Origin of the sequence: Serratia ureilytica (genome assembly GCF_017309605.1) — a bacterium.
Classification (GTDB): Bacteria; Pseudomonadota; Gammaproteobacteria; order Enterobacterales; family Enterobacteriaceae; genus Serratia; species Serratia ureilytica.
The window spans coordinates 896,547-920,347 of record NZ_CP071320.1 but is presented as its reverse complement, the minus strand read 5'-3'; the positions used below and the strand labels follow the sequence as shown (position 1 = coordinate 920,347).

Genomic DNA, 23,801 nt, shown 5'->3' with positions numbered 1-23,801 from the left:
CGCACGGAATCCGCTTCCCCCATCTTCACCGCTTGGTTATAGTCAGGAAAGGCGACATCGCCGCCCGACGGACTTTGCGCCGTCTTCTGAATTGGGCTCCTGTTTCACCGGGCCGCACGGTCCGTCAGCGCTAACAAGAAAGGAAGGCCGTTAATGCAATACCACCGTATTCCCCACAGTTCTTTAGAAGTGAGCGTGCTGGGACTGGGCACCATGACCTTTGGCGAACAGAACAGCGAAGCCGACGCCCATGCGCAACTGGACTATGCATTGGCCGCAGGCGTGAACCTGATAGATACCGCCGAACTGTACCCGGTGCCGCCCCGCCCGGAAACCCAGGGCCTGACCGAAAGCTATATCGGCAGTTGGATCAAAGCGCGCGGCAATCGCGAAAAAATCGTCCTGGCCAGCAAAGTCTCGGGCCCGGTGCGCGGCACTGACAGCAGCATCCGCCCGCAGCAGGCGCTCGATCGCAAAAACATCCGCGCCGCTCTGGACGCCAGCCTCAAGCGGCTGAACACCGATTATCTCGATCTTTACCAATTGCACTGGCCGCAGCGCGCCACCAACTGCTTTGGCAAACTCAACTATCAATATACCGATGACAAAGCCACGGTCACGCTGCTGGAAACCCTGGAGGCGCTGACCGAGCAGGTGCGCGCCGGTAAAATTCGCTATATCGGGGTCTCCAACGAAACGCCCTGGGGCGTGATGCGCTATCTGCAACTGGCGGAGAAACACGAGCTGCCGCGCATCGTGTCGATTCAAAACCCGTACAGCCTGCTGAACCGCAGCTTTGAGATTGGCCTGGCCGAAATCAGCCAGCACGAAGGGGTAGAACTGCTGGCCTATTCCAGCCTGGCGTTCGGCACGCTGAGCGGTAAATACCTCAACGGCGCTAAACCGGCCGGTGCGCGCAATACGCTGTTCACCCGCTTCAACCGTTATTCAGGGCAGCAAACCCAACGGGCGATCGCCGAATACGTGGCGCTGGCCAAAAAACACGGGCTGGATCCTTCGCAGATGGCGTTGGCCTTCGTGCGTCAGCAGCCGTTCGTCGCCAGCACCCTGCTGGGCGCCACCTCGGTGGAGCAGTTGAAAATCAACCTCGACAGCCTCGACGTGATTCTGGATGAGGACGTGCTACAGGCGCTCGAAGAAATCCACACCCGGTTTACCATTCCGGCGCCTTGATAGCCTGAGGGCGCAGCCTGGCTGCGCCCCGTTTCACCGCCGCTGCGACCACCACAACGCGCTAATCGCCAGCGCAAACACCACGCCAAACCCTACGCCGACGCCCACCACCGGCACGCCCAGCTTCACGACCAAAGAATACAGGCCCAGCATCAGTAACATCGCGGCGTTTTCACCCAGGTTTTGCACTGCGATCGCATTGCCGGCGCCGACCGAATGTTTGCCCCGCTCCTGCAGCAACGCATTGAGCGGCACGACGAAGAAGCCCCCCAGCATGCCGATGAGCGCCAGCAAGACGTAGGCATTGAGCATGGTCGTTTGCAGCGCAAACACCGCGACCGCGACGCCGATCAGGATCCCGGCCGGCATACAGCGTTTCACCGTTTTAAGCGTGACGAAGCGCGCGGCGGCACCCGCGCCCACCACGATGCCGACGGCCACCATGGCGTTCAGCAGCGTTGGCGTGGCGTTATCGGCGATGCCGAGCGCCACCGGTACCCACAGCACCAGCAGAAAACGCAGCGTCACGCCGGCCCCCCAAAACAGGCTGGTGCCAATCAATGAGAAACGCGTCTGTCCATCGCGCCACAGCGTAACGCAGGCAGCAAAGAAGCTGTGCGTCATGGCCTGCGGACGCCACGAAGCGCCAGGACGCGCCGCCGCCAAACGCGGAATATACAGGTTGGCGACCACCGCTCCCGCGTAAACCAACGCGCAGGCCGCCAGCGCCGCCGCCACGTGCCAGTCCGCCAGAATACCACCGGCCACCGAACCGGTCAGAATGGCCGCAATGGTCGAAGCCTCGATCAGGCCGTTAGCCTTGACCAGTTTCTCGCCGCTGGTGATCTCGCCCAGAATGCCGTATTTAGCCGGTGAATACGCGGCGGCTCCCACGCCGACCAGGCTGTAACCCAGAAACGGATTACCCCCAAAACAGATCACCAATGCCCCCGCCAATTTCAGGGCGTTGGCGAACATCATCACCCGCCCTTTGGCAAAGCTGTCGGCGATCTGGCCGACGAACGGAGCCAGAATGATATAGGTGGCGACAAAGGCCATCTGCAGGATCGGCTGGCTCCAGTCCGGATACAGCTGCTGCTTGATCAACGCCAGCGTGGCGAACAGCAACGCATTGTCGCCGAACGCCGAAAGGAACTGCGCGCTGATCACCGCGATCATGCCGCGTGACAACAAAGGGGATTCGGTCGAAGGATTCATCAGGCACTCTCCGGCTGTTCGGCCATATGACGCAGGGTGACGAAATCAGGTTTGCCGCTGCCGAGCACCGGCAGCGTTTTCAACAGGCGAATATCGCGCGGCACCGCCAGCTCCGGGCTGCCCAGTTCGCGCGCCACCCGCAGCAATGCCTCGCGGGTAATGGCGGAATCGGTGGTAAACAGCACCAACGCCTCGCCTTTGCTGCTGTCGCTTTTGACCGTGGCGGCATGCAGTTTATCCGGCGACAGCCGTTGCGCCAGCAGTTCGACGCTCTCCAGCGACACCATCTCGCCCGCGAGCTTGGCGAAGCGCTTCACGCGCCCGCGAATGGTGCAGTAACCCTGCTCATCCAGGCTGACGATATCGCCGGTGTCATACCAGCCCGGCTGCAGCACGCCGTTCGCATCTTCCGCCGCCGGCGGCTCCAGTTCGCCGGGGCGTTCAACCCGCAGATAACCTTTCATGATATTCGGCCCCTTCAGCTGCAGACGGCCGCCGTTATCAATACCCGGCACCGCGATCAGACGCGCCTCCATCTGCGGCATGATGCGGCCGACGGTGCCCACCTTGGTCGCCAGCGGCACGTTGATCGAGACCACCGGCGCGCACTCGGTCACGCCATAGCCTTCCAGAATGCGGATACCGTATTTGTCCTGGTAGATCTGTTTGGTGCTGTCCGCCAGTTTCTCCGCGCCGGCCACGACATAGCGCAGGCGGGCAAAATCATACGGATGCGCGAAGCGCGCATAGTTGTTAAGGAAGGTCGCCGTGCCGAACAGCACCGTGCAGTTACGGTCATACACCAGCTCCGGCACCACGCGATAGTGCAGCGGGCTGGGGTAGAGGAAAATGCGGCTGCCGGTGATCAGCGGCGTAAGCAGCCCCACCGTCAGGCCGAACGAGTGGAACAGCGGCAGCGACGACATGAAGCGGTCGCGCGGCGTGAAATCGGCGATGGTGCGGATTTGTTCTACGTTGGCCAGCAGGCTGGCGTGCGAATGCACCACGCCCTTGGGATGGCCTTCGGATCCGGACGTGAACAGGATCAGCGCCGGATCCTCCGGACGTTGCGGCAACGCCGCGCGCTGCGGCTGCAGCAAGTGACGCAGGATCCACAGCTTATCCGCCAGCGTGACCGTCTCTTTCAGATCTTCCAGATACACCCAGTTAGCCTGCGGCACCTGTTCCGGCAGGTGGGTCAGCTTGCCTTTCTCCAGAAACTGGCGCGAGGTGACGATGGTCTTGATGCCGGCGGCCGTCATCGCGCTGTTCAGGCCGTTGGCGCCTGCGGTGTAGTTGAGCATCGCCGGGATGCGATTGCGCAGCGAAGCGCCGAAGATTGCCGCCGCGGTAATGGTGGCGTTGGGCAACAGCAGCCCAACGTGCTCCCCCTCGGCGGTAAAGCGCTGCAAAATGCGGCTGACGCCCAGCGATTTCTTGACTAGCGTCTGGTAACTGTCCTCTTTGAAAGCGATGTCTTCGATGCAAGGCTTGCGGCGCCCATAGCGGTGCTGCGCCGCCAGCAAAGCATGGAACAGCGTTTGCGGCTCGCGCGTCTCCATCCGCGCCCGCATCATGATCTGCATCAGCCGATCGCCCGCTAGCGCCCGGCGTTCACGCGCGCGCGGCGCTTCCGGCATCGGCAGCGTGGTCGGCGGCAAGATGCGGATGCTGACTTGCGGGAACCAGCGGATCTTGAACACCCCGGCCATGCGGCCAAACGGGCTGAACTCCGGGCCATCGATCCGCACCGGCACCACGGTCGCGCCCGATTTGGCGGCGATAAACGCTGCTCCGTCGTAAATTTTCATCAGCGCACCGGTCACGGTGATGCGCCCTTCAGGGAACACCACGATCGGCCGTCCCTGCTCGACCATGCGCACCAGTTGCTTGATGGCCATCGGCTTGGTGGGATCGAGCGAGACAAAATCGATGTAAGGCCGCAGCCAGCGCATAAACCAGCTCTCGCCGATACTGGCATAGACCGCAAACACCGGTTTTATCGGCAGGAACAGCGCCAGCAGTACGCCGTCGAGGAAAGAGACGTGGTTCGGCGTAATCAGTAATTTTTGCCGTTCGAAGTGCTGGACGTCCCCTTCGACCCGTACCCGAAACAACAGGCGAAACAGCGCGCGCAGCAGTGAAAAGATCATGCCCTTCTCCCTTGGCCATGGAGGCGTAAATCGTTGTAGGGAAAAGAATACTATATGGCAGGCAAAAAAAAACCTACGCATCCGCGTAGGTTGGTGCAATTGAAAATGGCTTCAGCATGCAAGGCACGCTGATTTCTCACCAATCAATACCTCTGGGATCACCTACTCTAGAGAGATGGCGTGCAGGAAACTACCGGCGAATCGCAAGAGTTCTGCTCCAAATGCAACCAGCTGTAAATTTCCCACGATCTGCTGTAATAACTCAATGAAACTTAAACCTTACCGCAGCGACGAAAATAAATATAACAACGACGAGCCAGTGACCCAGACGTGACATCTTCGCTCATCGTGCGCTGACCTCGACCAGGCAGCTCATGGCGTTCGGCCCCTGCGTCAGCGGCGAGGTGCCGATATCCAGCGTCAGCACGTTCGGGTTGCCCGCCTGCTCGACCGGCCGGCGCTGCGCATCGAAACCCGGCTCGAACCAGGCACCGGTCGCCATCAGCACCACGCCGCGCGTCACGCCATCGGTGAGCGATACCCCCGCCAGACAGCTGCCGCGCGCGTTGCTGACCAGCACTTCGGCGCCGTCCGCCACGCCGCGCGGCGCCGCATCGTCCGGATGCATGTACAAGGTTTCTCGCCCGGCGGTCTTGTTGCCCTGCGCCAGCGGCGCCGGATCCATCTGGCTATGCAGGCGATCGCTCGGCTGAATGGAGATCAGGTGCAGCGGCCAGTTTTTGGCCTGCGGCGCGCCCAGCCACTCCACCGGCGGCCGCCACTGCGGATGCGGAGCGAAATCTTCGTAGCGATAGCCGGCGATCCGCTCGCTGAACAGCTCTATCTTGCCGCTGGGCGTTTGCAGCGGGTTAGCCTGCGGATCGGCGCGGAATGCATCAAAAAATACGAACTCTTTAGCCGGCGCGGGCAGCTCGACATAGCCCCGTTGCCAGAAGGCCTCAAACTCGGGCCAGGCGACGCCGGCGCGCTGCTGCGCTGCGCCGCATTGCCGGTAGATAGCTTCGATCCAGGCCCGCTCGTCGCGATTCTCGGTAAAGCGCTCACGATAGCCGAGACGCTCCGCCAGATCGGCGAAGATATCGAAATCGTTGCGCGCCTGATGCTGCGGCGCAATGGCCTGATGCATCGCCAACACGTAGCGATCGCGCGACGAGCCGCCGATATCGTTACGCTCCAGCGAACTGGTGACCGGCAGCACGATGTCTGCCATTTTGGCCGCCGCCGTCCACCAGATATCTTGGACGATCACCGTGTCCGGCTTCTGCCAGCCCTCCACCAGCCGATTCAACTGCTGATGATGATGGAACGGGTTGCCGCCGGCCCAGTGCACCAAATGGATATCCGGATAATGCCGCGTCTCGCCGCAAAATTGATAGGCCTCACCGGGGTGCAACAGCATGTCGCAGATGCGCGCCACCGGGATCGCCAGCCCGGCCGGATTTTCGCCTACCGGCATGGTCGGCGCAGGCGTGTCCACGCGCGGATTGCCGACGCCGTTCATCGAACCGTGGCCGAACGAGAAACCGCCGCCCGGCAGCCCCACCTGGCCCAGCATCGCCGACAGCGCGATCATCATCCAATACGGTTGCTCCCCCCGATGCGCGCGTTGCACGGAGTAGGAACAGGTGATGAAACTGCGCACGCCGATCAGTTGCCGCGCCAGCAGCGCGATGCGCGCCGCCGGAATGCCGGTAATGGCGCTGGCCCAAACGGGGGTTTTCGCCACGCCGTCACCGGTGCCGTTCAGGTAATCCGCCAGTTGTTGATAGCCCACGCAGTGGCTGTGCAGGAAGGCTTCATCCTGCGCGTCCAGCCGCTGGATTTCGTAAGCCAGCGCCAGCATCAGCGCCACGTCGGTATTCGGCCGGATCGGGATCCATTCCGCGTTGACAAACTCGGGACAATCATCGCGCATCGGGCTGATGTTGATAACCGGCGTGCCCTTGCGCGCCAGCTTTTGCAGCCAGGGCTTGAGCGCATGTTCCGCCGCGCCGCCGGAAGAGACCTGAGCGTTTTTCAGCGCCAATCCGCCAAACGCCACAAACAGCTCGCAATGCTCCACCACGCTCGGCCAACTGGTGACGCGCCCGGTCAAGGGCGAGAAAGTGCCGATCACATACGGCAGAAAGAACTGCGCCGCGCCCCAGCTGTAGTTGCCCTGCTGATCGACGCCGCCGCCGCCGCTGAAGTAGAACCGCCGCACCAGCGAGCGGGCATGGTGCAGCCGCCCGGCCGACGACCAGCCATAAGAACCGGTAAACAGCCCGGAGGCGCCGTAACGCTCGCGCACCCGGCGATTCTCCTGCGCCACCAAATCGAGCGCTAACTCCCAATCCACCTCGACGAAATCTTCCCTGCCGCGCAGCGTACGGTCGCTGCCCTCGCGCTTTTGCAGCCACGAGCGGCGCACCGCCGGCTTGCGGATGCGTTTGTCGGAGTAGACCATCGGGACGATGGAATCGAGCAGCGGCGAAGGGTCAGGATCGTCGACGAAGGGTTCACAACGGATAAGCCGGCCGTCTTCAACCACGGCGGTATAAGCGCCCCAATGGGCGAGCTGCGGATAGCGTTTAATGGACATGGCGTTCTCGGCGCAAATCGGAATGCACAGACGTTACCTCAGCCCGTCGCCAGTGCCAACGTACAAATTGCGCTATCGTTCGGTAGCAGTCGGTTATGCGTACAGACTCGAAGAGATTCTGCAACCGCCGCCACAAGTTGCGCACGAGACCGCTTGCAGCCCCGGTTTTTTTCCGCAAAACTGGGGGATGTAAGCGATTACCCAGGATGTGTTGACTGATATGGCTACGATAAAGGATGTTGCCAGGCTGGCGGGTGTTTCCGTGGCCACGGTATCCCGCGTGATAAACAATTCCCCCAAGGCCAGCGAAGGGTCGCGCACCGCGGTGCAGGCCGCCATGGAACAGCTGCAGTATCACCCTAACGCCAACGCACGAGCGCTGGCGCAGCAATCCACCGAGACGCTGGGGCTGATCGTCTCCGACGTTTCCGATCCCTTCTTCGGCGCGATGGTCAAGGCGGTCGAGCAGGTGGCCTACGCCACCCACAATTTTCTGCTGATTGGCAACGGTTACCACGACGCCGAAAAAGAGCGTCAGGCGATTGAACAGCTGGTGCGGCACCGCTGCGAAGCGCTGGTGGTGCACGCCAAAAGGCTGAGCGATCAGGAACTTTGCGGCTGGATGCAACAGATCCCGGGCATGGTGCTCATCAATCGCACGCTGCCGGGGTTTGAAACGCGCTGCGTGGCGCTTGACGATCGCTACGGCGCCTGGCTGGCGACCCGACATCTGATCCAGCAAGGGCACCAGCGCATCGCCATCATCTGCTCCACCCACCAGATTTCCGACGCCACCGATCGTCTGCAAGGCTATCTCGACGCGCTGCAGGAACACGGCATTGCGGTGGATGAAAAGCTGATCGCCTACGGCGAACCGGACGAGATCGGCGGCGAACAGGCGATGACCGAATTGCTCGGCCGCGGCCGTTCGTTCTCCGCCATTACCTGCTACAACGATCCGATGGCCGCCGGCGCGCTGTCGGTGCTGAGCGATAACAGCGTCGACGTACCGGGAGAAATTTCGCTGATCGGTTTCGACGACGTGTTGATTTCGCGCTACCTGCGCCCACGCCTGACCACCATTCGCTACCCTATCGTGGCGATGGCCACCCAGGCGGCGGAGCTGGCGCTGGCGCTGGCCAACCGGCAACCGCTGCCGGAAATCACCAACATGTTCAGCCCAACGCTGGTGCGCCGCCACTCGGTCGCCACCCTCAACAACGCGCACGAACAGCCGTAATCATGCCGCCGCATGGGTGAGCCGTCACCCATGCGCTCAGATTGCGCAGCCCGCCGCATTTCTCGCTTTTGGATTTTTTCCGCTCCCTGCGTTCGTGCAGATTGTTGGCACAATAACCTTTACGCTATATAGCATAAACGCTATATTCGAAGCGCATCATGTGGCAAGTGGTGACCGTCGAACGATTCGACGACTGGTTTTTGGCGCTGAACAACGCCCAGCAAACAAGCATCCTGGCGGCGATCTTCAAATTACAGACGTTCGGCCCGCAGTTGGCGCGGCCGCACGCCGATACGCTGCATTTTTCCGAAGCGGCCCGGCAGTTGAAGGAGTTGCGCATTCAACATCGCGGGCGCCCTTTCAGGGTGTTTTTCGCCTTTGACCCACAGCGGCAAGCAGTATTGCTGTGCGGTGGCGATAAAACCGGCGACAAACGCTTTTACCAGCGCATGTTGCCCATCGCTGCCATGGAATTTTCACATTATCTGGCAACCCGGAGGTAGTGCAGATGGCCAAACCGTTATCCCAACTGATCGACAAGCTCGATCCCGCCGTCGTTGCCGCAGCCAGGCAAAAAGCGGACAAGGAAATTTTCGAACTGCGGCTGGCAATGCTGAGGGAAGAGCTGGCGGTCTCTCAGGTTGAATTGGCGAAGCGGCTCGGTATCAGCCAACCCTCCGTCGCCAATTTGGAAAAGCGCGGCAGCGAAATAAAGCTGTCGTCGCTCAAACGCTATATCGAGGCGATGGGCGGCACGCTGTCGCTGGATGTGCAATTGCCCAATGGCCAGCACCGCCGCATGACGCTGTGAAGCGGGCGCAAGGCGCCCGCCCGCTTATCAGATAAGTTCCAGCGCGATCAGTTCTTCGATGGTTTGGCGGCGGCGGATCAAACGCGGCTCGCCGTTTTCGAACAGCACTTCAGGCAACAGCGGACGGCTGTTGTAGTTGGAGGACATCGATGCGCCGTAGGCGCCGGTATCGTGAAACACCAGATAATCGCCGATCTGCACCGGTGGCAGCTCGCGGGTTTCCACGCCGCCGCCCGCCTGCTGGGTGAAGACGTCGCCGGATTCGCACAGCGGCCCGGCGATCACCGTGTCGCGCAGCGGTTGTTCCGAGGTGTCGCGCCCATCGGCCGGCAACAGCGAAATATGGTGATAGCTGCCGTACATCGCCGGGCGCATCAGATCGTTAAAACCGGCATCCACCAGCACAAAGTGGCGGCTCCCCATGTCTTTTACCGCCCGCACCTCGGCCACCAATACGCCCGCCTCCGCCATCAGGAAACGTCCGGGTTCAATCTCCAACTGCACCGGGTGCCCCAGATGCGCGGCGATGCGCTCACGCGCCCGGTTCCACAAACCGAAATAGTGTTCGGTATCGATCGCCTCTTCGCCGTACTGATACGGGATAGACAGGCCGCCGCCGGCGGAAATGGCGCTGATGTCATGACCGAGATCGATCACCTGCTGCACCATCGCATCGCAGACGCGCTCCAGATGCTGGTAATCGACGCCGGAGCCGATATGCATATGCACGCCGATCAGCTTCAGGCCGTAGCGGCGGATCTTCTCCACCGCCTGCGGCAGGTCGGCATACCAGATGCCGTGCTTGCTATTCTCGCCGCCGGTGTTGGTTTTCTGGCTGTGGCCATGGCCAAACCCCGGATTAATGCGCAGCCACACCGGATGCCCCGCGGAAGCCTGGCCGAGCTGATCCAGCATATCGATGGAACCGGCGTTGACCGGGATCTTCAATGCGCTGACGCGCGCCAGCGTCGCGTGATCCAATACGTCCGCGGTAAACACGATATCGCTCGGCTCGCCGCCCGGCTGAAAACCGGCCTGCAGCGCCCGCTCGATTTCGCCGAGCGACACCGAATCCACCTTCACGCCCTGCTCGCGCATCAGGCGCAAAATATGAATGTTCGAACAGGCTTTCTGCGCGAAACGGATAGTGTCGAAGTGGCGCAGCTGAGCGATGCGCTGGCTGATGATGTCGGCATCATAAGCCCAGACCGGGCAACCGAAGCGCTGCGGCAAGGCCAGCAGGTTAGCGGCGTTCAACGCGGTGGAGGTGTCGTGCAACGGGCGTGGCATGGCGATATTCCCAATTCGAAAGTGACGGCAGATAAGCCCATAGTGCCGCACGCTGAATCGGGTGGAAAATATCTATTTAGCCGTAGTCTATTCATTTATGATATAGCTTTCTCTACAATCGAGCAGCCTCGTCATGCACAGCATCTCTTTGCGGCAGATAGAAATCTTTCGGGCGGTGATGACCACCGGCAACCTGACCGAGGCGGCGGCCCTGCTGCAAACCTCGCAACCCACCGTCAGCCGTGAGCTGGCGCGCTTTGAGAAGCTGATTCGGCTGCAGCTGTTCGATCGGGTTCGCGGGCGCTTGTCCCCCACGGTGCAGGGCCTACGGCTGTTCGAAGAGGTGCAACGCTCCTATTATGGCCTCGATCGCATCGTCAACGCCGCCGCCGGCATTCGCCAGTTTCAGCAGGCGCAGCTGTCGATCGTGTGCCTGCCGGTATTTTCCCAATCGCTGCTGCCGGCGGTGTGCCGGCCCTTTATCGAACGTTACCCGGAAGTCAGCTTCAGCGTGATCCCGCAAGAATCGCCGCTGCTGGAAGAGTGGCTGTCGGCCCAGCGCCACGATCTGGGGCTGACGGAAACCACCCTGACGCCGGCGGGCACCGAGCGGGTGACGCTGATGACGTTGAATGAAGTCTGCGTGCTGCCGACGGGTCACCCCCTGCTGGCAAAAGACCTTCTGACGCCACAGGACTTCACCGGGCAGAACTTTATCAGCCTGTCGAACACCGACAGCTATCGCCACTTGCTCGATGCGCTGTTCGCCGAGCAGGGCGTCGAGCGCCGCATGGTGATGGAAACGCACAGCGCGGCGTCGGTGTGCGCCATGGTGAGAGCCGGCGTGGGGGTCTCGATCGTCAACCCGCTGACGGCGCTCGACTATGCCGGCAGCGGCGTGCACGTGCGGCCATTCAGCATCGACGTGCCGTTCACCGTCAGCCTGATACGGCCGCTGCACCGCCCTTCATCGGCGCTGGTGACGGCCTTTATCGACCATCTGCATCAACAGGCGGCACTGTTCTCCGCCCGCCTGGCCGCCGCCGTCAAACGGTGAAAACGGCGTGGGAATGTTGCCGCGGCCTTAGCGCAGCGTCGCCTGCCACTGCGGATCGCTGGCGAACCATTCCACCAGAAAGTCCAGCATGGTGCGCAAGGTGGCGGGCATTTGTCGGCGTGAGGTGTAGATGCCGTAGATACCCATCGATTGCGGCCGGTAACCCGGCAGCAGCTCCACCAGTTCGCCGCTGGCCAACAGCGGCGCCGCCGAATAGTAGGGCTGCAGGGAAATGCCCGCCCCCTGCACCGTACCGGCCATCAGCACCACCGATTCGTTGGCGCTCAGGTTGCCGCTGACCGCCACCGCCGATTTCACCCCCTGAGCGTCGAAATGCCACAGGCTTTTGCCGAAATAGGAATAAGTCAGGCAGTTGTGTAACGCCAGATCCTGCGGCTGGCGCGGCGTGCCGTGCGCCGCCAGATACGCCGGCGCGGCGCACACCACCGACGCGCAGGTGGACAGCGGCCGGGCGATCAGGTTGGGATCCAGCTCATTGGTGATGCGCAGCGCCAGATCGATGCGCTCTTCCACCAGGTTCACCGCCCGGTTGTTCATCTGCAGATCGACCGCCACCTGCGGATGACGCTTCAGATACTGGGCGACGGCCCCCACCAGCGCCGTTTGCCCGAGCGATTGCGAACAGGTGATGCGCAGCAGGCCGCGCAGTTCGTCGCTCTGCCCTTCCTCCACCAGATCGATTTCCCCCGCCAGCGCCAACATTTGTCGGCAGCGCTCCAAAGTACGCTCACCGGCGTCGGTCAGACTAAGCTTACGGGTAGTGCGGTGCAGTAAACGCGCCCCGGCCCATTGCTCCATCTGGGCCAGGTAGCGAGTGACCATCGCGCGCGACATCTCCAGCGTTTCCGCAGCGGCGATCATGCTGCCGCGATCGACGATGGTGACAAAAACCTCAGCGGCGGTAATGCGATCCATGATTAGTCCGATTTATGCAACGAATAATTGCTTATTATCCGGTTTTTCTATCGCTTTATGCAACCTAACATCATTACAACATTAACCGATACCTAAGGACCTCTGCCCATGTTTAAGAAATCACTGTTAACTCTGGCCTTCACCGGCGTCGCCACCCTGAGCACCTACGCCACCGCTGCCGATACCCTGACCATGGAAGTGTATAACCCGGGCGAGAAAAGCGTGTTCCCGGTGTCTTCCGAAATCATCAGCGGCAAACACGAAGTGGCGCTGATCGACGCACAGTTCCAGCGCAACGATGCCGAAGAGCTGGTGAAAAAGATCAAGGCGACCGGCAAGAAACTGACCACCGTCTACATCAGCCACTCAGATCCGGATTTCTATTTCGGTCTGGACGTGATTAAGGCCGCTTTCCCGGAGGCGAAAATCATCGCTTCGCCTGGCACCATCAAGGACATTAACGCCACCAAAGACGGCAAAATCGCCTACTGGGGCCCAATCCTGAAAGACAACGCGCCGAAAACCGTGATCGTGCCGCAGCCGCTGCAGGGCGACAGCTTCACCATCGACGGTCAAAAAGTGGAAGTGAAAGGCCTGAACGGCCCGACTCCCGATCGCACCTTCGTGTGGATCCCGGCGCTGAAAGCGGTCGTGGGCGGCGTGGCGGTCGCCGGTGACAATATCCATCCGTGGATCGCCGATAACCAGAGCGTAGAATCGCGCCAGCACTGGCAGCAGACGCTGAAAAACATCGAAGCGCTGAAGCCACAGGTCGTCGTGCCGGGCCACTTCCTGCCGGGTGCCGCACAGACGCTGGCATCAGTGCACTTTACCCAAAAATACCTGACCACGCTGGAAGCCGAACTGCCGAAAGCCAAGGATTCCGCCGCGCTGATTGAAGCGATGAAAAAGCACTACCCGACGCTGAAAGACGAATCGAGCCTGGAACTGAGCGCGAAAGTGCTGAAAGGCGAGATGAAGTGGCCGCAATAAGCGCCCGTGCGTGATTGAACCAGCCCTGGCGCCGCGGCGGCTTGCCGCGCGCCAAGCGAGGAGTAAAAATGACCGAAACCACTCTGCATTACATTTTCGATCCGCTGTGCGGTTGGTGCTACGGCGCCGCGCCGCTGGTGAAAGCGGCTCAGAGCCTCCCCGGGCTGAAGGTCGTGCCGCACGCCGGCGGCATGATGACCGGCAACAACCGCCGTCAGATTACCGACGAATGGCGCAACTACGTTATTCCGCACGACAAGCGCATCGCCGAGATGACGGGCCAGCCTTTCGGCGAAGCCTATTTCAACGGCCTGCTGCGCGACACCACGGCGGTGATGGATTCCGAGCCACCGATCACGGCTATCCTGGCGGCGGAAAAACTGGCGGGACGCGGGCTGGACATGCTGCACCGCATTCAGCAGGCGCACTATCAGGAAGGGCGACGCATCGCCGACACGCCGGTGCTGGAAGCGTTGGCGAAAGAGCTGGGGTTGCCTTCGGCGGCGTTTATCGCCGAAATGCGCTTCAACAGCGGTGCGCCGACCGCGCAACACATCGCGGAAAGCCGGGCGCTGCTGGCCAAAGTGCAGGGCCAGGGCTTCCCGACCTTTGCGCTGCAGGATAGCGAGGGCCAGCTGCACCTGCTGCCGGCCGGCAATTATCTGGGCAATGTGGAAGCCTGGAAGAATCTGTTGGGCGCCGCCGCGCTGGCGTAACCCTTCTCGCCCCGGCCACCGGGGCGGGTCATTCGACCCGCACGAACCGCCCTTCCGCCCGCACATTGTGGCCGAACCCGCAATCCCCCCGCGTATGCATCTCCAGCGCTTGCTCGCCAAACGCCATCGTCACGTCGCAGACCTGCGCGCTTTCCGAGTCATGTTGATGGTAGACGGCCTTGCCGTGCTCAATGGGCAGCTCGGCGGTGAAGTCGCCCATGTTCGGGCCGTAATACAGCCCCATCTGCGGCATGGCGTAGCCGGAAAAATCGATCAGCCAGCGCTCGCCCTGCGGCTTCACCACCACTTCGCTCCACACCCCGCGCCCGGCGTATTGCCAGTACACGCCGCCCGGCCCCTGCGGCTGCGGCCGCTGCGCCAGGCGTTGGCGCAACAGACTCATGTTGTGCTGCGATTTGTCATCGTGCGGCGCCAGCGCCAGATAGGCCTGCGCCTTGAGCAATTCACCGGCGTGCATCAGCGACAGCGCCACGTTGTTGTAAGCCGTGGCGACAGCCTGCTCGCTCAGACCGCAAAACTCGCTCCAGGCCGCCTGATCGCGAAAGATGTCGGCGGCTTTGGCGTAATCCTGGCGCTGATAGGCCTTTTTTCCCAGTTCGGCGTAGCTCGCCACCTTTTGGCAGTCGGCGGCGATGTCCGGCTCGTCAATGTGCGCCCAGGCCCGGGCGCTGGCGAAGACGCCGCAGGTCAGCAACAGGGGAAACCAAGCCTTCATCGTTTATCCTTTCTGCAAAAATTCGGCGCCAGTATAACCGCCCGGCGCCGGAGTGTATGCCGCAATTGCGCTCACCTGCGCGCCGACGGCGATTCAGCCGCCTTATTTCAAACGGTTAGCGGAGTCAAAACTGCTTACAGTCGCGGTTTGTTTGTTACCGGCCCGCAGCCCATGCTGAACAAAATACCGCAATTATCGAGCCGTTATGAACGCAACCCCCTTGCAGAAACACGCCATTTGGCAGTTGATCAAACCCTTTTGGGTGTCGGAGGAACGATGGCGCGCCTGGATGATGCTGATCGCCATCGTCGTCCTGTCGCTCGGCCTGGTCTATATCAGCGTGCAGATCAACCAGTGGAACCAGGTGTTCTACGACGCGCTGCAGAACAAAAACTACCCGGTATTCAAGGCGCAGCTGTGGCGCTTTACCTATCTGGCGCTGATCTTCATCGTGCTGGCGGTCTATAAGATCTACCTGACTCAGGGGCTGCAGATGCGCTGGCGGCGCTGGATGACGGAAAGGTTCATGGGAAAATGGCTGGCGCACCAGGCGTATTACCACACCGAGCAGCAGCAGATCGTCGATAACCCCGATCAGCGTATCGCTGAAGATCTCAACGTGCTGACCCAATATACCCTGTCGCTGTCGCTCGGGCTGCTCTCCAGCCTGGTGACGCTGTTTTCCTTTATCGACATTTTATGGCACGTCAGCGGGCCGATGACCTTCGCGCTCGGGCAACACGCCATCACCTTGCCCGGCTATATGGTGTGGTTCGCGCTGCTGTATGCGGTGTTGGGATCGCTGCTGATCTGGTGGGTCGGCAAACCGCTGGTCATGCTGGGCTTCAACCAGGAACGGTATGAGGCGAACTTCCGTTTCGGCCTGATCCGCATCCGCGAAAACAACGACGCCATTGCGCTGTACCACGGCGAACCGCGCGAGGCGCAGCAGTTGGGCGACCGTTTCGACACCATTCGCAGCAACTGGTGGGCGATCATGCGCATCACCCGGCGGCTCAACATCGCCACCAACTTCTACGGCCAGTTCGCCATCGTGTTTCCCCTGCTGGTGGCGGCGCCGCGCTACTTCTCCGGCGCCATCCAGATGGGCGGCCTGATGCAGATCGCCTCGGCCTTCGGCCAGGTGCAGGGCGCGCTGTCGTGGTTTATCGACGCATTTAACGATTTGGCGACCTGGAAAGCCTGCGTTAACCGTCTGGCCGGCTTCAACGCCGCCGTCGATCAGGTTCACCATCAGCCGCGCGGCATTCAACTGCGGGAGGAGACCGCCCATCCGTTAACGCTGGACAACCTCAGCCTGCACTTGCCCGACGGCCAACCGCTGCTGGCCGGCGCCGAGATGACGCTGCAACGCGGCGATCGCCTGCTGATCGTCGGGCCTTCCGGCTGCGGCAAGTCGACGCTGCTGCGCGCCATCGCCGGTATCTGGCCTTACGGCGCGGGCGCCATCGGGGTAGAGGGCAACGCCAACATGCTGTTCCTGCCGCAGCGCAGCTACATTCCGATCGGCACGCTGCGCGAAGCGCTGAGCTACCCGAGCCTGGCGTCGGAATACAGCGACGCGCAGCTGATGCGGGTGCTGGAAAACTGCCGCCTGAAGCACCTGCAGCGCTGGCTGGACACCTCCGCCAACTGGAGCCATCGCCTGTCGCCGGGCGAGCAACAGCGGCTAGCCTTCGCCCGCGCCCTGTTGATTCGCCCGAGCATCCTGTTCCTCGACGAGGCCACCAGCGCGCTGGACGACGAAACCGAGCAACTGATGTACTGCCTGCTGGTGGATGAACTGCCGGACGTGACGCTGGTCAGCGTGGCGCACCGCAACAGCGTGGCGAAATACCACCAGACCTGCTGGCGCTTCAGCCGCGGCGAAGACCAACCGGCGCGTCTGGCGCTGAGCCCGTTGCCGGCCTAACTCACGGAGCCGGGCGCGCCCGCGCCCGGTTTTCGTTCAGATGCCGTCGGCCTGCGCGTCTTCGCACTTCACGCGGCGGCGTTCATGCCACAGGCTGGTCAGGCCGCGTTTACCGCACGCCAGCGCCACCTCGCGAAATTCATCCAGGCTCAGTCCGTCACGTTCCAGCATCATTTCCGCCGCCAGCTGCATGTTGACGCCGGTCAGCACTTCGCAATCACCCCGCGCATCCGCCAGTTCACAGGCGCTGCGAAAAGGCGAACCGCCGAGCATGTCGGTCAGGAACACCACGCCGTCCGGCTGCGCCACCGCGACCAGCGCCGAGCGTAAGGCATCCCTGAGCTGCGCGGTGCTCATCTGTTCGGGGAAATCGACCGCCGCGCAATGTCGCTGCGGCCCCACCACCTGTTCCACCGCCTGCAGCAGCCCGGAGGCAAAGCCGCCGTGGCCGGTAATCACAATGCCTGGCATATCCCGCTCCTCATAAAATGCCGATAAATTTGCCCGCCACGCCGATCGCTACCGTGACGCCAATCAGCTTCACCGGCGAGAATCCGCGCTTCATCAGGAAGAAAATGAGCAGCGTGAAGCACAGCGGCAGCAAGTTGGGCATCAACTTGTCCAGCACGTCGGTCTGCAGCGCCACGCTGGCCTTGCCGGCATGCATCACCAGCGGCGTGGACAGGTGCACGTACGAGGCCACCAGCGCGCCGATCACCGTCATGCCGACAATGGAAGCGGCGTGAGAAATGCGCCGCGTATGGGTCTTCAGCAGCGCCAGCGCGCTGGTGCCGGCCTGATAGCCGTAGTGCGCCAGCCCAAAACGCAGGCCGAAGTGGAACAGGTTGAACAGCAGCAGGAAGACGATCGGCCCGAACAGGCTGCCCTCCAATGCCAGCGAAGCGCCTATGCCGGCGCAGATTGGCAACAGCGTCAGCCAAAACAGCGCGTCGCCGATACCGCCGAGCGGCCCCATCAGCGCCACTTTCACCGCGCGAATGGTGGAGATCTTTTCCTTGTTCTGCTCCATCGCCAGCACCAGGCCGGACAGGAAGGTGACGTCGAACGGGTGCACGTTGATAAATTCCATGTGCATCTTCATCGAGTTGGCCAGATCCTGCGGGTTACGGTGGATCTTGCGCAGCGCGGGGATCAGCTGATACAGCCAGCCGCCCGCCTGCATGCGCTCGTAGTTGAACGACGCCTGCAGCAGCAGCGAACGCCAGGCCATGCGATTGATGTCGCCGCGCGTCAGCGCTTCGGCGGGCCGGCTGTCCAGATAGTCGTCCTGCTCCACCTGGCTGGTGGCCAGCGCCTGCGCCATACGCTGCTCGGCCTTTTGCGCCAGCAGATCGTCGGAATCGTTAAATGCCATCTTCGGCGTCCTCCTGCGGAGCGGGCCGGGCCGTCGCCTCTGCCGCGCCGCGTTGCGTGTTGAAGAAATCAATCAAAGCGATCGCCAGGGCGCCCAGCGCCACCGCCAGGATCGGCAGCTTGAGAAACGTGACCGAGATGAAACCGAGGATAAAATAGGCCACGTAGGTTTTTTTCATCATCACCTTCATCAGCAGCGAGAAACCGATCGCCGGCATCATGCCCCCCGCCACCGCCAGCCCGTCCAGCAGCCAGCCCGGCGCTTTCTGCACCATGGCGCTGGCTGCATCGGCGCCGAAGTAAATCGGCAGGAATGCCACCACGAAATAGAAGATGAACAGAATGCCGATGCCGAGATAGTTCACCCGTTCAATGCCGCGCCAGTTCAGCGCTTTCACCATGCGATCGCAGCGGTGCATCATCGGTGAGAACAACGTAAACAGCAGCGTGATGCAGCCCTGCACCGCGATCGAGAACGGCACCGCCACGCCGATCGCCACTTTAGGATCGGCTTTGGTCAGAATGGCGAATGCGGTGCCGATCACCCCGCCGATCACCACGTTAGGCGGTTGGGCTCCCGCCAACGGCACCATCCCCATCCACACCAGCTCCAGCGTGCCACCCACCAGCAACCCGGTATAGACATCGCCCAAAATCAGCCCCACCAGCGGCCCCATCACTACCGGCCGGTGGAAGTGGGTCAGACCGTCGAACAGGTCAACCCCCGCCAGCCCGGCCAACAGCGCAATCAATAACGCATCCGTCAACATGCTTTCCCCCTGGCTCAAAAGAGCAGTTTGCCGATCGCCTCACCCGCTTCATCCGGCACCCGTCGCACTTCGCACTCCACGCCCAGTTCCGCCAGCGCGCGGAACGCGGCCACGTCGCCGTCGTCCAGCGACACCGTTTTGTGCACCTGCCGCTTCCCCTCGGCGAAGTGCATATTGCCGACGTTGACGAAACGGATCGGCACCCCGCCGCGCACCAGCGTCAACACGTCCTGCGGCGTTTTGCACACCAGAAAGATCTTCTGCCGATCCGCCGCCTTGTGGATCACGTCAATGGTTTTCTGCAGCGTGAAATAACGGGTCTGCACCCCTTCCGCCACCACCATGTCCATCAGGTTCTGCTGCACCGGATCGGCGGCGGCCTCGTCGTTGGCCACCACCACCAGGTTGGCGCCGAGGGTATTGGTCCAGGTCACGCCTACCTGGCCGTGCACCAGGCGATTGTCGATGCGGGTCATTAAAATGTTCGGCATGCTAGCGGCTCTCCGGGTAACAGGCGGCGTGGTAATCGTCGAGTACCTGCGTCACTTTATGCAGCACCCATTCCTGCGGATCGGCGCTCAATTCGCCGGCGTTCAGCGCCCGCGCCTGATCCGGCAGGTACTGGCTGAGCAGCGCCAACGGCGCCGGGTTGCGGCGCAGGTTATCCAGCAAGCCGTCGACCGCCTGCTGCACCTGCGGCTGCGGCCAGTAGTAACGCACCCGATCGCTCAGGCTGTAGTGGCGATCGAGATACTGTTGGTGCGGCGTGCCGTGGTAATAGCGGCTCCACTGCTGCGGCTGCTCGCGCATCACCTGTTCCAGCGTGGCGCACAGCTGCGACGACTGGCGTTCCCCCAGCCATTCACGCTCGATGCGATCGAGGGCGAACAGCGCTTCTCGCAGCGCAAAGGTCAGCGCCGGCCCCACCTTCAGGATGGCGAAGTGATCGCGCACCAACTGGCGATAGGCCTGCGGCGGTTGGTAATCCGTAGAGTGCGCTTCATAGACCATACCCGGCTGCCGTTCGATGAAATGGCTCAATGCGTCGGCGCGCTGCGGCTGATAACGTTCGACGCTGTGGTGATCGAACTCGACGCCCGGCTGCACTACCAGCGCAATGGTTCGCTGCCAGGCATCGTTCAGCTCGGCTTTTTGCCAGGCGATACGGTGCATTTCCAGCGTTTGCGCCACCGCCTGCGGCGTGGTGACCTGCAGGCCCGCCAACGCCTCCTGCGCGCCGCCCGGCACCGGCACCTCGGTGCCGATCACATAGACCGGCGCTTCGCCGCCGCTCTGCGCCCAGGCGCGTTCCGCCACCGCGCACAGGCGCGCCGCACGCTCGGCGACCGCCGCATCTCCCAGGGGCGAGGGATCGCCGGCGCACGACATGGAACAATCGAGATGAATTTTGCGAAATCCGGCGCGAACGTAATCGTCGATCAACGTTTCCGCCAGCGCCATCGCTTCCTGAGCCGGGCGATCCTGCCAGGCGTTCGGCCCCAGATGATCGCCGCCCAGCCACACGCGCTCGCGCGCCAGGCCAACCTCATCCGCCAGACGCCAAAGCGCATCGCGGAACTGGGCCGCCGTTTGGCCGGTATAGCCGCCGAACTGATTGACCTGGTTGGAGGTCGCTTCCACCAACACCGGCGTGCCGCGGCTTTTAGCCTGCCGCAGCGCGGCCTTCAGAACCCAGGGATGGGCGGAACAGACGGAAAAAATCCCGACCGGCATACCGGCCTTGTGCTGCTCGACAAGCTGTAACAACTGCTGCATGAAGCCCCCATGCAGGCGCCGTGCTACCGATCGGCGATGATGACCTCCACGCCCAGCTCGGTTAACGCCCGCTCGTAATCGTCCGGAAGACGGCTGTCAGTGATCAGCCGATGGATTTGTCCGGCTTCGCGAATCATGCAAAAGCTCTTGCGACCGAATTTGCTGGCATCCGCCACCGCGATAATCTCGCGCGCCACCTCGCACATCACGCGATTGAGGTGCGCTTCACCGGGGTGAGGCGTGGTGATGCCGGCGCTCAGATCGAACCCGTCGACGCCCAAAAACAGCTTGTCGAAGCGGTACTGACGCAATTGCTGCTCGGCAGCCGGACCGTAGAGCGAGTAAGAGTTGCGGCGCACGCTGCCCCCCAGCACCATGACTTCCACCCCGTCGTTTCCCGAAAGCTCATAGGCAATGTTCAGCGCGTTGGTCATCACCACCAGATCGCGCCGCCCCTTCAGGAACGGCACAATCTGCGCGGTGGTTGAACCGGAATCGAGGATCAGCGCCTCGCCGTCGCGCACATAGCCGGCCGCCGCGTTGGCGATCAGCGTTTTGACATCGCGATTCAATCGCCCTTTGTCCCGCAGCGGCCGATCGAAAGCGAATTGCTGATTGAGCATTGCGCCGCCGTAAGCGCGCAGCGCACACCCTTTTCGTTCCAGAAAGCGCAGATCGTTGCGGATCGTCACCGTGGATACTGCAAACTGTTTGCTGAGCTGTTCCACACGCACGCTGCCGTGCTCGCATAACAGATCGATGATGTGTTCACGTCGCTTTGCGGTATTCACTGGCATGAGCTGCGGTCCTCAGGTTTCCGGTATCGCCGGGGAGAAGATGGCTTTCGCTCTACTGCGCTGGCATTACAGCAAAGCGAAAGCAATGAAATTGTGATCGGGCTTACAGCCCCGTTTTAGCAAAAAAACCGCCAAAAAACCTTTCGAATCGAAATGAATCGAAAAGCCCAAAAATGGAATGGGAGAAAAATGAAATGCCATGACGAGCATGAGCGCCGGAGAGCAGCCGCACCGGCGGCGGCAGAAGTGAAAGCGTCGCAGACCCCGTCCTGCCCCATGACTTTTAGTTCGCTAAGTGACCAGGATCACATAATGGTAATTATCCCGCGGCCGGCGGGGGGCAGCCCTCTCCATCCCGCCGGGCCATCCCCTTGTCAGCACGAGCCATCTTCCCTACACTTGCGATCAGATATCGGCCTCTTGTCGGTACGTAAGCGTTAACGTCAATCAACGCATCACGCCATGCAGCGCTGATTGTCTGCATGCCATGGTGCGAGGAACTCATGCCGCAACCCGCTTCATCTTCATCATCCATCGCGACCCCGCGTCGCCGTTTGCATCGCCCTGTTTTGCTGATCGTTGGCATCATGCTGATCGCGGCTAACCTGCGCGCCGCCCTCACCAGCGTCGGCCCGCTGCTGGAACAGATTCAGCAACAGCTGGCGTTGTCCGCCACCGCCGCCGGCCTGATCAACTCGCTGCCGCTGATCCTGTTCGCCGTCCTCTCGCCACTCACCCCGGCGCTGGCGAAACGCTTCGGAATCGAACGCACCCTGGGCTCCGCCCTCGCACTGCTGGTTTGCGGCATCGCGCTGCGTTCCCTGCCGCAAGACGCCATGCTGTGGCTGGGAAGCGTTCTGATCGGCGCCGCCATCGCCTTCGCCAATGTGGTGCTGCCAACGCTGGTGAAAAGAGATTTTCCTCATCGCGCCGCCGCGATGATAGCGGCCTATGCAGCGGTGATGTCACTGGTCGCCGCCATCGCCTCCGGTCTGGCGGTACCGCTGGCTTCCCTGGCCGATCTCGGCTGGCGCTTCTCCTTGCTGTGCTGGGGATTACCTGCGCTGTTGGCGCTGTTGATCTGGTTGCCGCAGCTGCGGCGCACAGCCATACCCGCAGCCAAAGAGCCACAATCGGCAGAGCCGCAACGCTATCGCTCTCCCTGGGGCAGCGCGCTGGGCTGGCAAGTGGCGATGTTCATGGGGCTGCAATCGATCGCCTTCTACACCATTATCGGCTGGTTCAGCGCCTTTGCCGTCAGCCACGGCGCCTCAGCCCAGCAGGCGGGCTTCGAGCTGTTCGTTTATCAGGTGGTGGCGATCGTCGCCAACTTTGTCATGGTGGTGATTTTGCCGCGGGCGCGCGATCAGCGGGCGATAGCGCTGGGCAGTTCTCTGCTGATCTTTATCGGCGTCGGGGGATTATTGGTGCAACCCGCCAGTTCACTGGTGTGGCTGACGTTTGCCGGGTTGGGAGCGGGGAGTTCGCTGGTGCTGGCGCTGTCGTTCTTTGGATTGCGCAGTCAGCATCATCATCAGGCGACGCTGCTGTCGGGCATGGCGCAATCCGTCGGTTATCTGTTGGCCGCGCTGGGACCCACCTTATTCGGCCTGTTGCACGATCTGACGGAAGGCTGGCGCTGGCCGTTGATCGCTCTGCTATGCCTGACCGTCTTGCAAATGCTGTTCGGCGCGCTGGCCGGCCGCAGCCGCGTGATCGGCTAACGTCGCTGAACGATGGGCCGCGCCGCTTCGGGAGCGGTATCCTGCCATAAATCTTCAATAAAGGCGCGCTGCTCATCGCTCAGCCCCCATGAAGGCGGAATTTTTGACTGTGCGCGACGCTGAACGCCCTCACGGTTTTTAGCCTGCTTCTTGTTCACGAATCGTCTTCCTGCTTAACCTGCTAACTCAGTAACCAGTAAATCACGGCAGCGGTTAGCAGCCAGAACAGCCCGCTACCGATAAACACACACAGCCATGCTTTACGTTTGATATTTGATCCATCCTTGCTCACCACAGCGCCCCTAACCAATAGATTAAACCACTCAAAATAAAATTATTGATCTATTTTAACGATCAATAAAGTCGTTTTTTCCTATGGAAATTTAAAAAAATGCTGCTACCCATAGGTCTGCATTGCCGAATCAGCCACAACGGCACCGTGGATATCACTGTTATCGGCAGGCGAGAACGTGTTTTGATA

Annotated in this window: 23 protein-coding genes; 9 read left to right on the top strand and 14 right to left on the bottom strand. The window is 61.6% G+C overall.

The features are described 5' to 3' along the window. The first annotated feature begins 153 nt into the window (after window positions 1-153). Window positions 154-1,194, top strand: a complete 1,041-nt coding sequence (locus J0X03_RS04235) for an NADP(H)-dependent aldo-keto reductase (RefSeq protein ID WP_033644844.1) — start codon at window positions 154-156, stop codon at window positions 1,192-1,194. 33 nt (window positions 1,195-1,227) lie between these two features. Here J0X03_RS04235 and lplT read toward each other — a convergent pair whose 3' ends face one another. The 3 genes from lplT to J0X03_RS04220 all read right to left on the bottom strand — a co-directional run bounded on the left by lplT (window position 1,228) and on the right by J0X03_RS04220 (window position 7,167). Next, window positions 1,228-2,412 carry a lysophospholipid transporter LplT gene (gene lplT / locus J0X03_RS04230; RefSeq protein ID WP_033644843.1) on the bottom strand — a complete coding sequence of 395 codons (1,185 nt, stop codon included), beginning with the start codon at window positions 2,410-2,412 and terminating at the stop codon, window positions 1,228-1,230. Then, window positions 2,412-4,565 carry a bifunctional acyl-ACP--phospholipid O-acyltransferase/long-chain-fatty-acid--ACP ligase gene (gene aas / locus J0X03_RS04225; RefSeq protein ID WP_160204536.1) on the bottom strand — a complete coding sequence of 718 codons (2,154 nt, stop codon included), beginning with the start codon at window positions 4,563-4,565 and terminating at the stop codon, window positions 2,412-2,414. The genes lplT and aas overlap by 1 nt, the downstream gene beginning before the upstream one ends. Before the next feature lie 343 nt (window positions 4,566-4,908). Next, window positions 4,909-7,167 (bottom strand): molybdopterin guanine dinucleotide-containing S/N-oxide reductase, encoded by a 2,259-nt coding sequence (locus tag J0X03_RS04220; RefSeq protein ID WP_160204537.1) that lies wholly within the window; start codon window positions 7,165-7,167, stop codon window positions 4,909-4,911. A gap of 220 nt (window positions 7,168-7,387) precedes the next feature. On the opposite strand from J0X03_RS04220, the gene galR reads away from it, so the two are divergent. The 3 genes from galR (at window position 7,388) to J0X03_RS04205 (ending at window position 9,218) form a co-directional block, all read left to right on the top strand. Then, window positions 7,388-8,407, top strand: coding sequence for an HTH-type transcriptional regulator GalR (gene galR, locus J0X03_RS04215; protein WP_033652132.1), 1,020 nt, complete (start codon window positions 7,388-7,390; stop codon window positions 8,405-8,407). Between the two features lie 158 nt (window positions 8,408-8,565). Further along, entirely contained in the window at window positions 8,566-8,910 is a 345-nt protein-coding gene (locus J0X03_RS04210; RefSeq protein WP_160204538.1) for a type II toxin-antitoxin system RelE/ParE family toxin, read from the top strand. 5 nt (window positions 8,911-8,915) lie between these two features. After that, window positions 8,916-9,218, top strand: coding sequence for a helix-turn-helix domain-containing protein (locus tag J0X03_RS04205; RefSeq protein WP_025304078.1), 303 nt, complete (start codon window positions 8,916-8,918; stop codon window positions 9,216-9,218). 27 nt (window positions 9,219-9,245) lie between these two features. Here the strand turns inward: J0X03_RS04205 and lysA are convergent, their stop codons facing one another. Further along, a complete protein-coding gene (lysA, locus tag J0X03_RS04200; RefSeq protein ID WP_033644838.1) occupies window positions 9,246-10,508 on the bottom strand; it encodes a diaminopimelate decarboxylase in 1,263 nt (420 codons plus the stop codon). A gap of 133 nt (window positions 10,509-10,641) precedes the next feature. On the opposite strand from lysA, the gene J0X03_RS04195 reads away from it, so the two are divergent. Continuing rightward, the gene (locus tag J0X03_RS04195; RefSeq protein ID WP_042785280.1) at window positions 10,642-11,565 is read left to right on the top strand and encodes a LysR family transcriptional regulator; all 924 of its coding nucleotides are present in this window, start codon (window positions 10,642-10,644) and stop codon (window positions 11,563-11,565) included. Between the two features lie 27 nt (window positions 11,566-11,592). On the opposite strand, the gene J0X03_RS04190 is transcribed toward J0X03_RS04195, so the two are convergent. Beyond that, complete coding sequence (locus J0X03_RS04190; protein ID WP_033644836.1) at window positions 11,593-12,501, bottom strand: LysR family transcriptional regulator; 909 nt, start codon at window positions 12,499-12,501, stop codon at window positions 11,593-11,595. Window positions 12,502-12,609: 108 nt separating this feature from the next. On the opposite strand from J0X03_RS04190, the gene J0X03_RS04185 reads away from it, so the two are divergent. Continuing rightward, on the top strand, window positions 12,610-13,494 hold the full coding sequence (locus J0X03_RS04185) for an MBL fold metallo-hydrolase (RefSeq protein WP_046687735.1): 885 nt from the start codon (window positions 12,610-12,612) through the stop codon (window positions 13,492-13,494). A gap of 68 nt (window positions 13,495-13,562) precedes the next feature. Beyond that, the gene (locus J0X03_RS04180; RefSeq protein ID WP_033644834.1) at window positions 13,563-14,210 is read left to right on the top strand and encodes a DsbA family protein; all 648 of its coding nucleotides are present in this window, start codon (window positions 13,563-13,565) and stop codon (window positions 14,208-14,210) included. 28 nt (window positions 14,211-14,238) lie between these two features. Here the strand turns inward: J0X03_RS04180 and J0X03_RS04175 are convergent, their stop codons facing one another. Further along, complete coding sequence (locus J0X03_RS04175; RefSeq protein ID WP_033644832.1) at window positions 14,239-14,946, bottom strand: hypothetical protein; 708 nt, start codon at window positions 14,944-14,946, stop codon at window positions 14,239-14,241. Between the two features lie 205 nt (window positions 14,947-15,151). On the opposite strand from J0X03_RS04175, the gene J0X03_RS04170 reads away from it, so the two are divergent. Beyond that, complete coding sequence (locus tag J0X03_RS04170; protein ID WP_160204539.1) at window positions 15,152-16,879, top strand: ABC transporter ATP-binding protein/permease; 1,728 nt, start codon at window positions 15,152-15,154, stop codon at window positions 16,877-16,879. A gap of 36 nt (window positions 16,880-16,915) precedes the next feature. Here J0X03_RS04170 and agaF read toward each other — a convergent pair whose 3' ends face one another. Genes agaF through agaR form a run of 6 tightly spaced genes read right to left on the bottom strand, consistent with a single transcriptional unit; the run spans window position 16,916 to window position 21,596 of the window. Next, entirely contained in the window at window positions 16,916-17,350 is a 435-nt protein-coding gene (gene agaF / locus J0X03_RS04165; protein ID WP_033644830.1) for a PTS galactosamine/N-acetylgalactosamine transporter subunit IIA, read from the bottom strand. Window positions 17,351-17,360: 10 nt separating this feature from the next. Continuing rightward, on the bottom strand, window positions 17,361-18,254 hold the full coding sequence (locus J0X03_RS04160; protein ID WP_033644827.1) for a PTS system mannose/fructose/sorbose family transporter subunit IID: 894 nt from the start codon (window positions 18,252-18,254) through the stop codon (window positions 17,361-17,363). After that, on the bottom strand, window positions 18,244-19,023 hold the full coding sequence (agaW, locus tag J0X03_RS04155; protein WP_033644826.1) for a PTS N-acetylgalactosamine transporter subunit IIC: 780 nt from the start codon (window positions 19,021-19,023) through the stop codon (window positions 18,244-18,246). Before agaW ends, J0X03_RS04160 begins: the two co-directional genes overlap by 11 nt. Window positions 19,024-19,037: 14 nt before the next feature. Then, entirely contained in the window at window positions 19,038-19,514 is a 477-nt protein-coding gene (gene agaV, locus J0X03_RS04150) for a PTS N-acetylgalactosamine transporter subunit IIB (protein ID WP_004931808.1), read from the bottom strand. Window position 19,515: 1 nt separating this feature from the next. Then, entirely contained in the window at window positions 19,516-20,799 is a 1,284-nt protein-coding gene (locus J0X03_RS04145) for a D-tagatose-bisphosphate aldolase, class II, non-catalytic subunit (protein ID WP_160204540.1), read from the bottom strand. 23 nt (window positions 20,800-20,822) lie between these two features. Continuing rightward, window positions 20,823-21,596 carry a transcriptional repressor AgaR gene (gene agaR, locus J0X03_RS04140; protein WP_033644822.1) on the bottom strand — a complete coding sequence of 258 codons (774 nt, stop codon included), beginning with the start codon at window positions 21,594-21,596 and terminating at the stop codon, window positions 20,823-20,825. 503 nt (window positions 21,597-22,099) lie between these two features. Here agaR and J0X03_RS04135 point away from each other — a divergent pair. After that, complete coding sequence (locus J0X03_RS04135; RefSeq protein ID WP_142002896.1) at window positions 22,100-23,320, top strand: CynX/NimT family MFS transporter; 1,221 nt, start codon at window positions 22,100-22,102, stop codon at window positions 23,318-23,320. Here the strand turns inward: J0X03_RS04135 and J0X03_RS04130 are convergent. Next, window positions 23,317-23,478 (bottom strand): hypothetical protein, encoded by a 162-nt coding sequence (locus tag J0X03_RS04130; RefSeq protein WP_162997249.1) that lies wholly within the window; start codon window positions 23,476-23,478, stop codon window positions 23,317-23,319. The genes J0X03_RS04135 and J0X03_RS04130 overlap by 4 nt on opposite strands. A 23-nt stretch (window positions 23,479-23,501) precedes the next feature. Next, window positions 23,502-23,615 (bottom strand): YmiA family putative membrane protein, encoded by a 114-nt coding sequence (locus J0X03_RS04125; RefSeq protein WP_071845171.1) that lies wholly within the window; start codon window positions 23,613-23,615, stop codon window positions 23,502-23,504. Window positions 23,616-23,801: the final 186 nt, after the last annotated feature.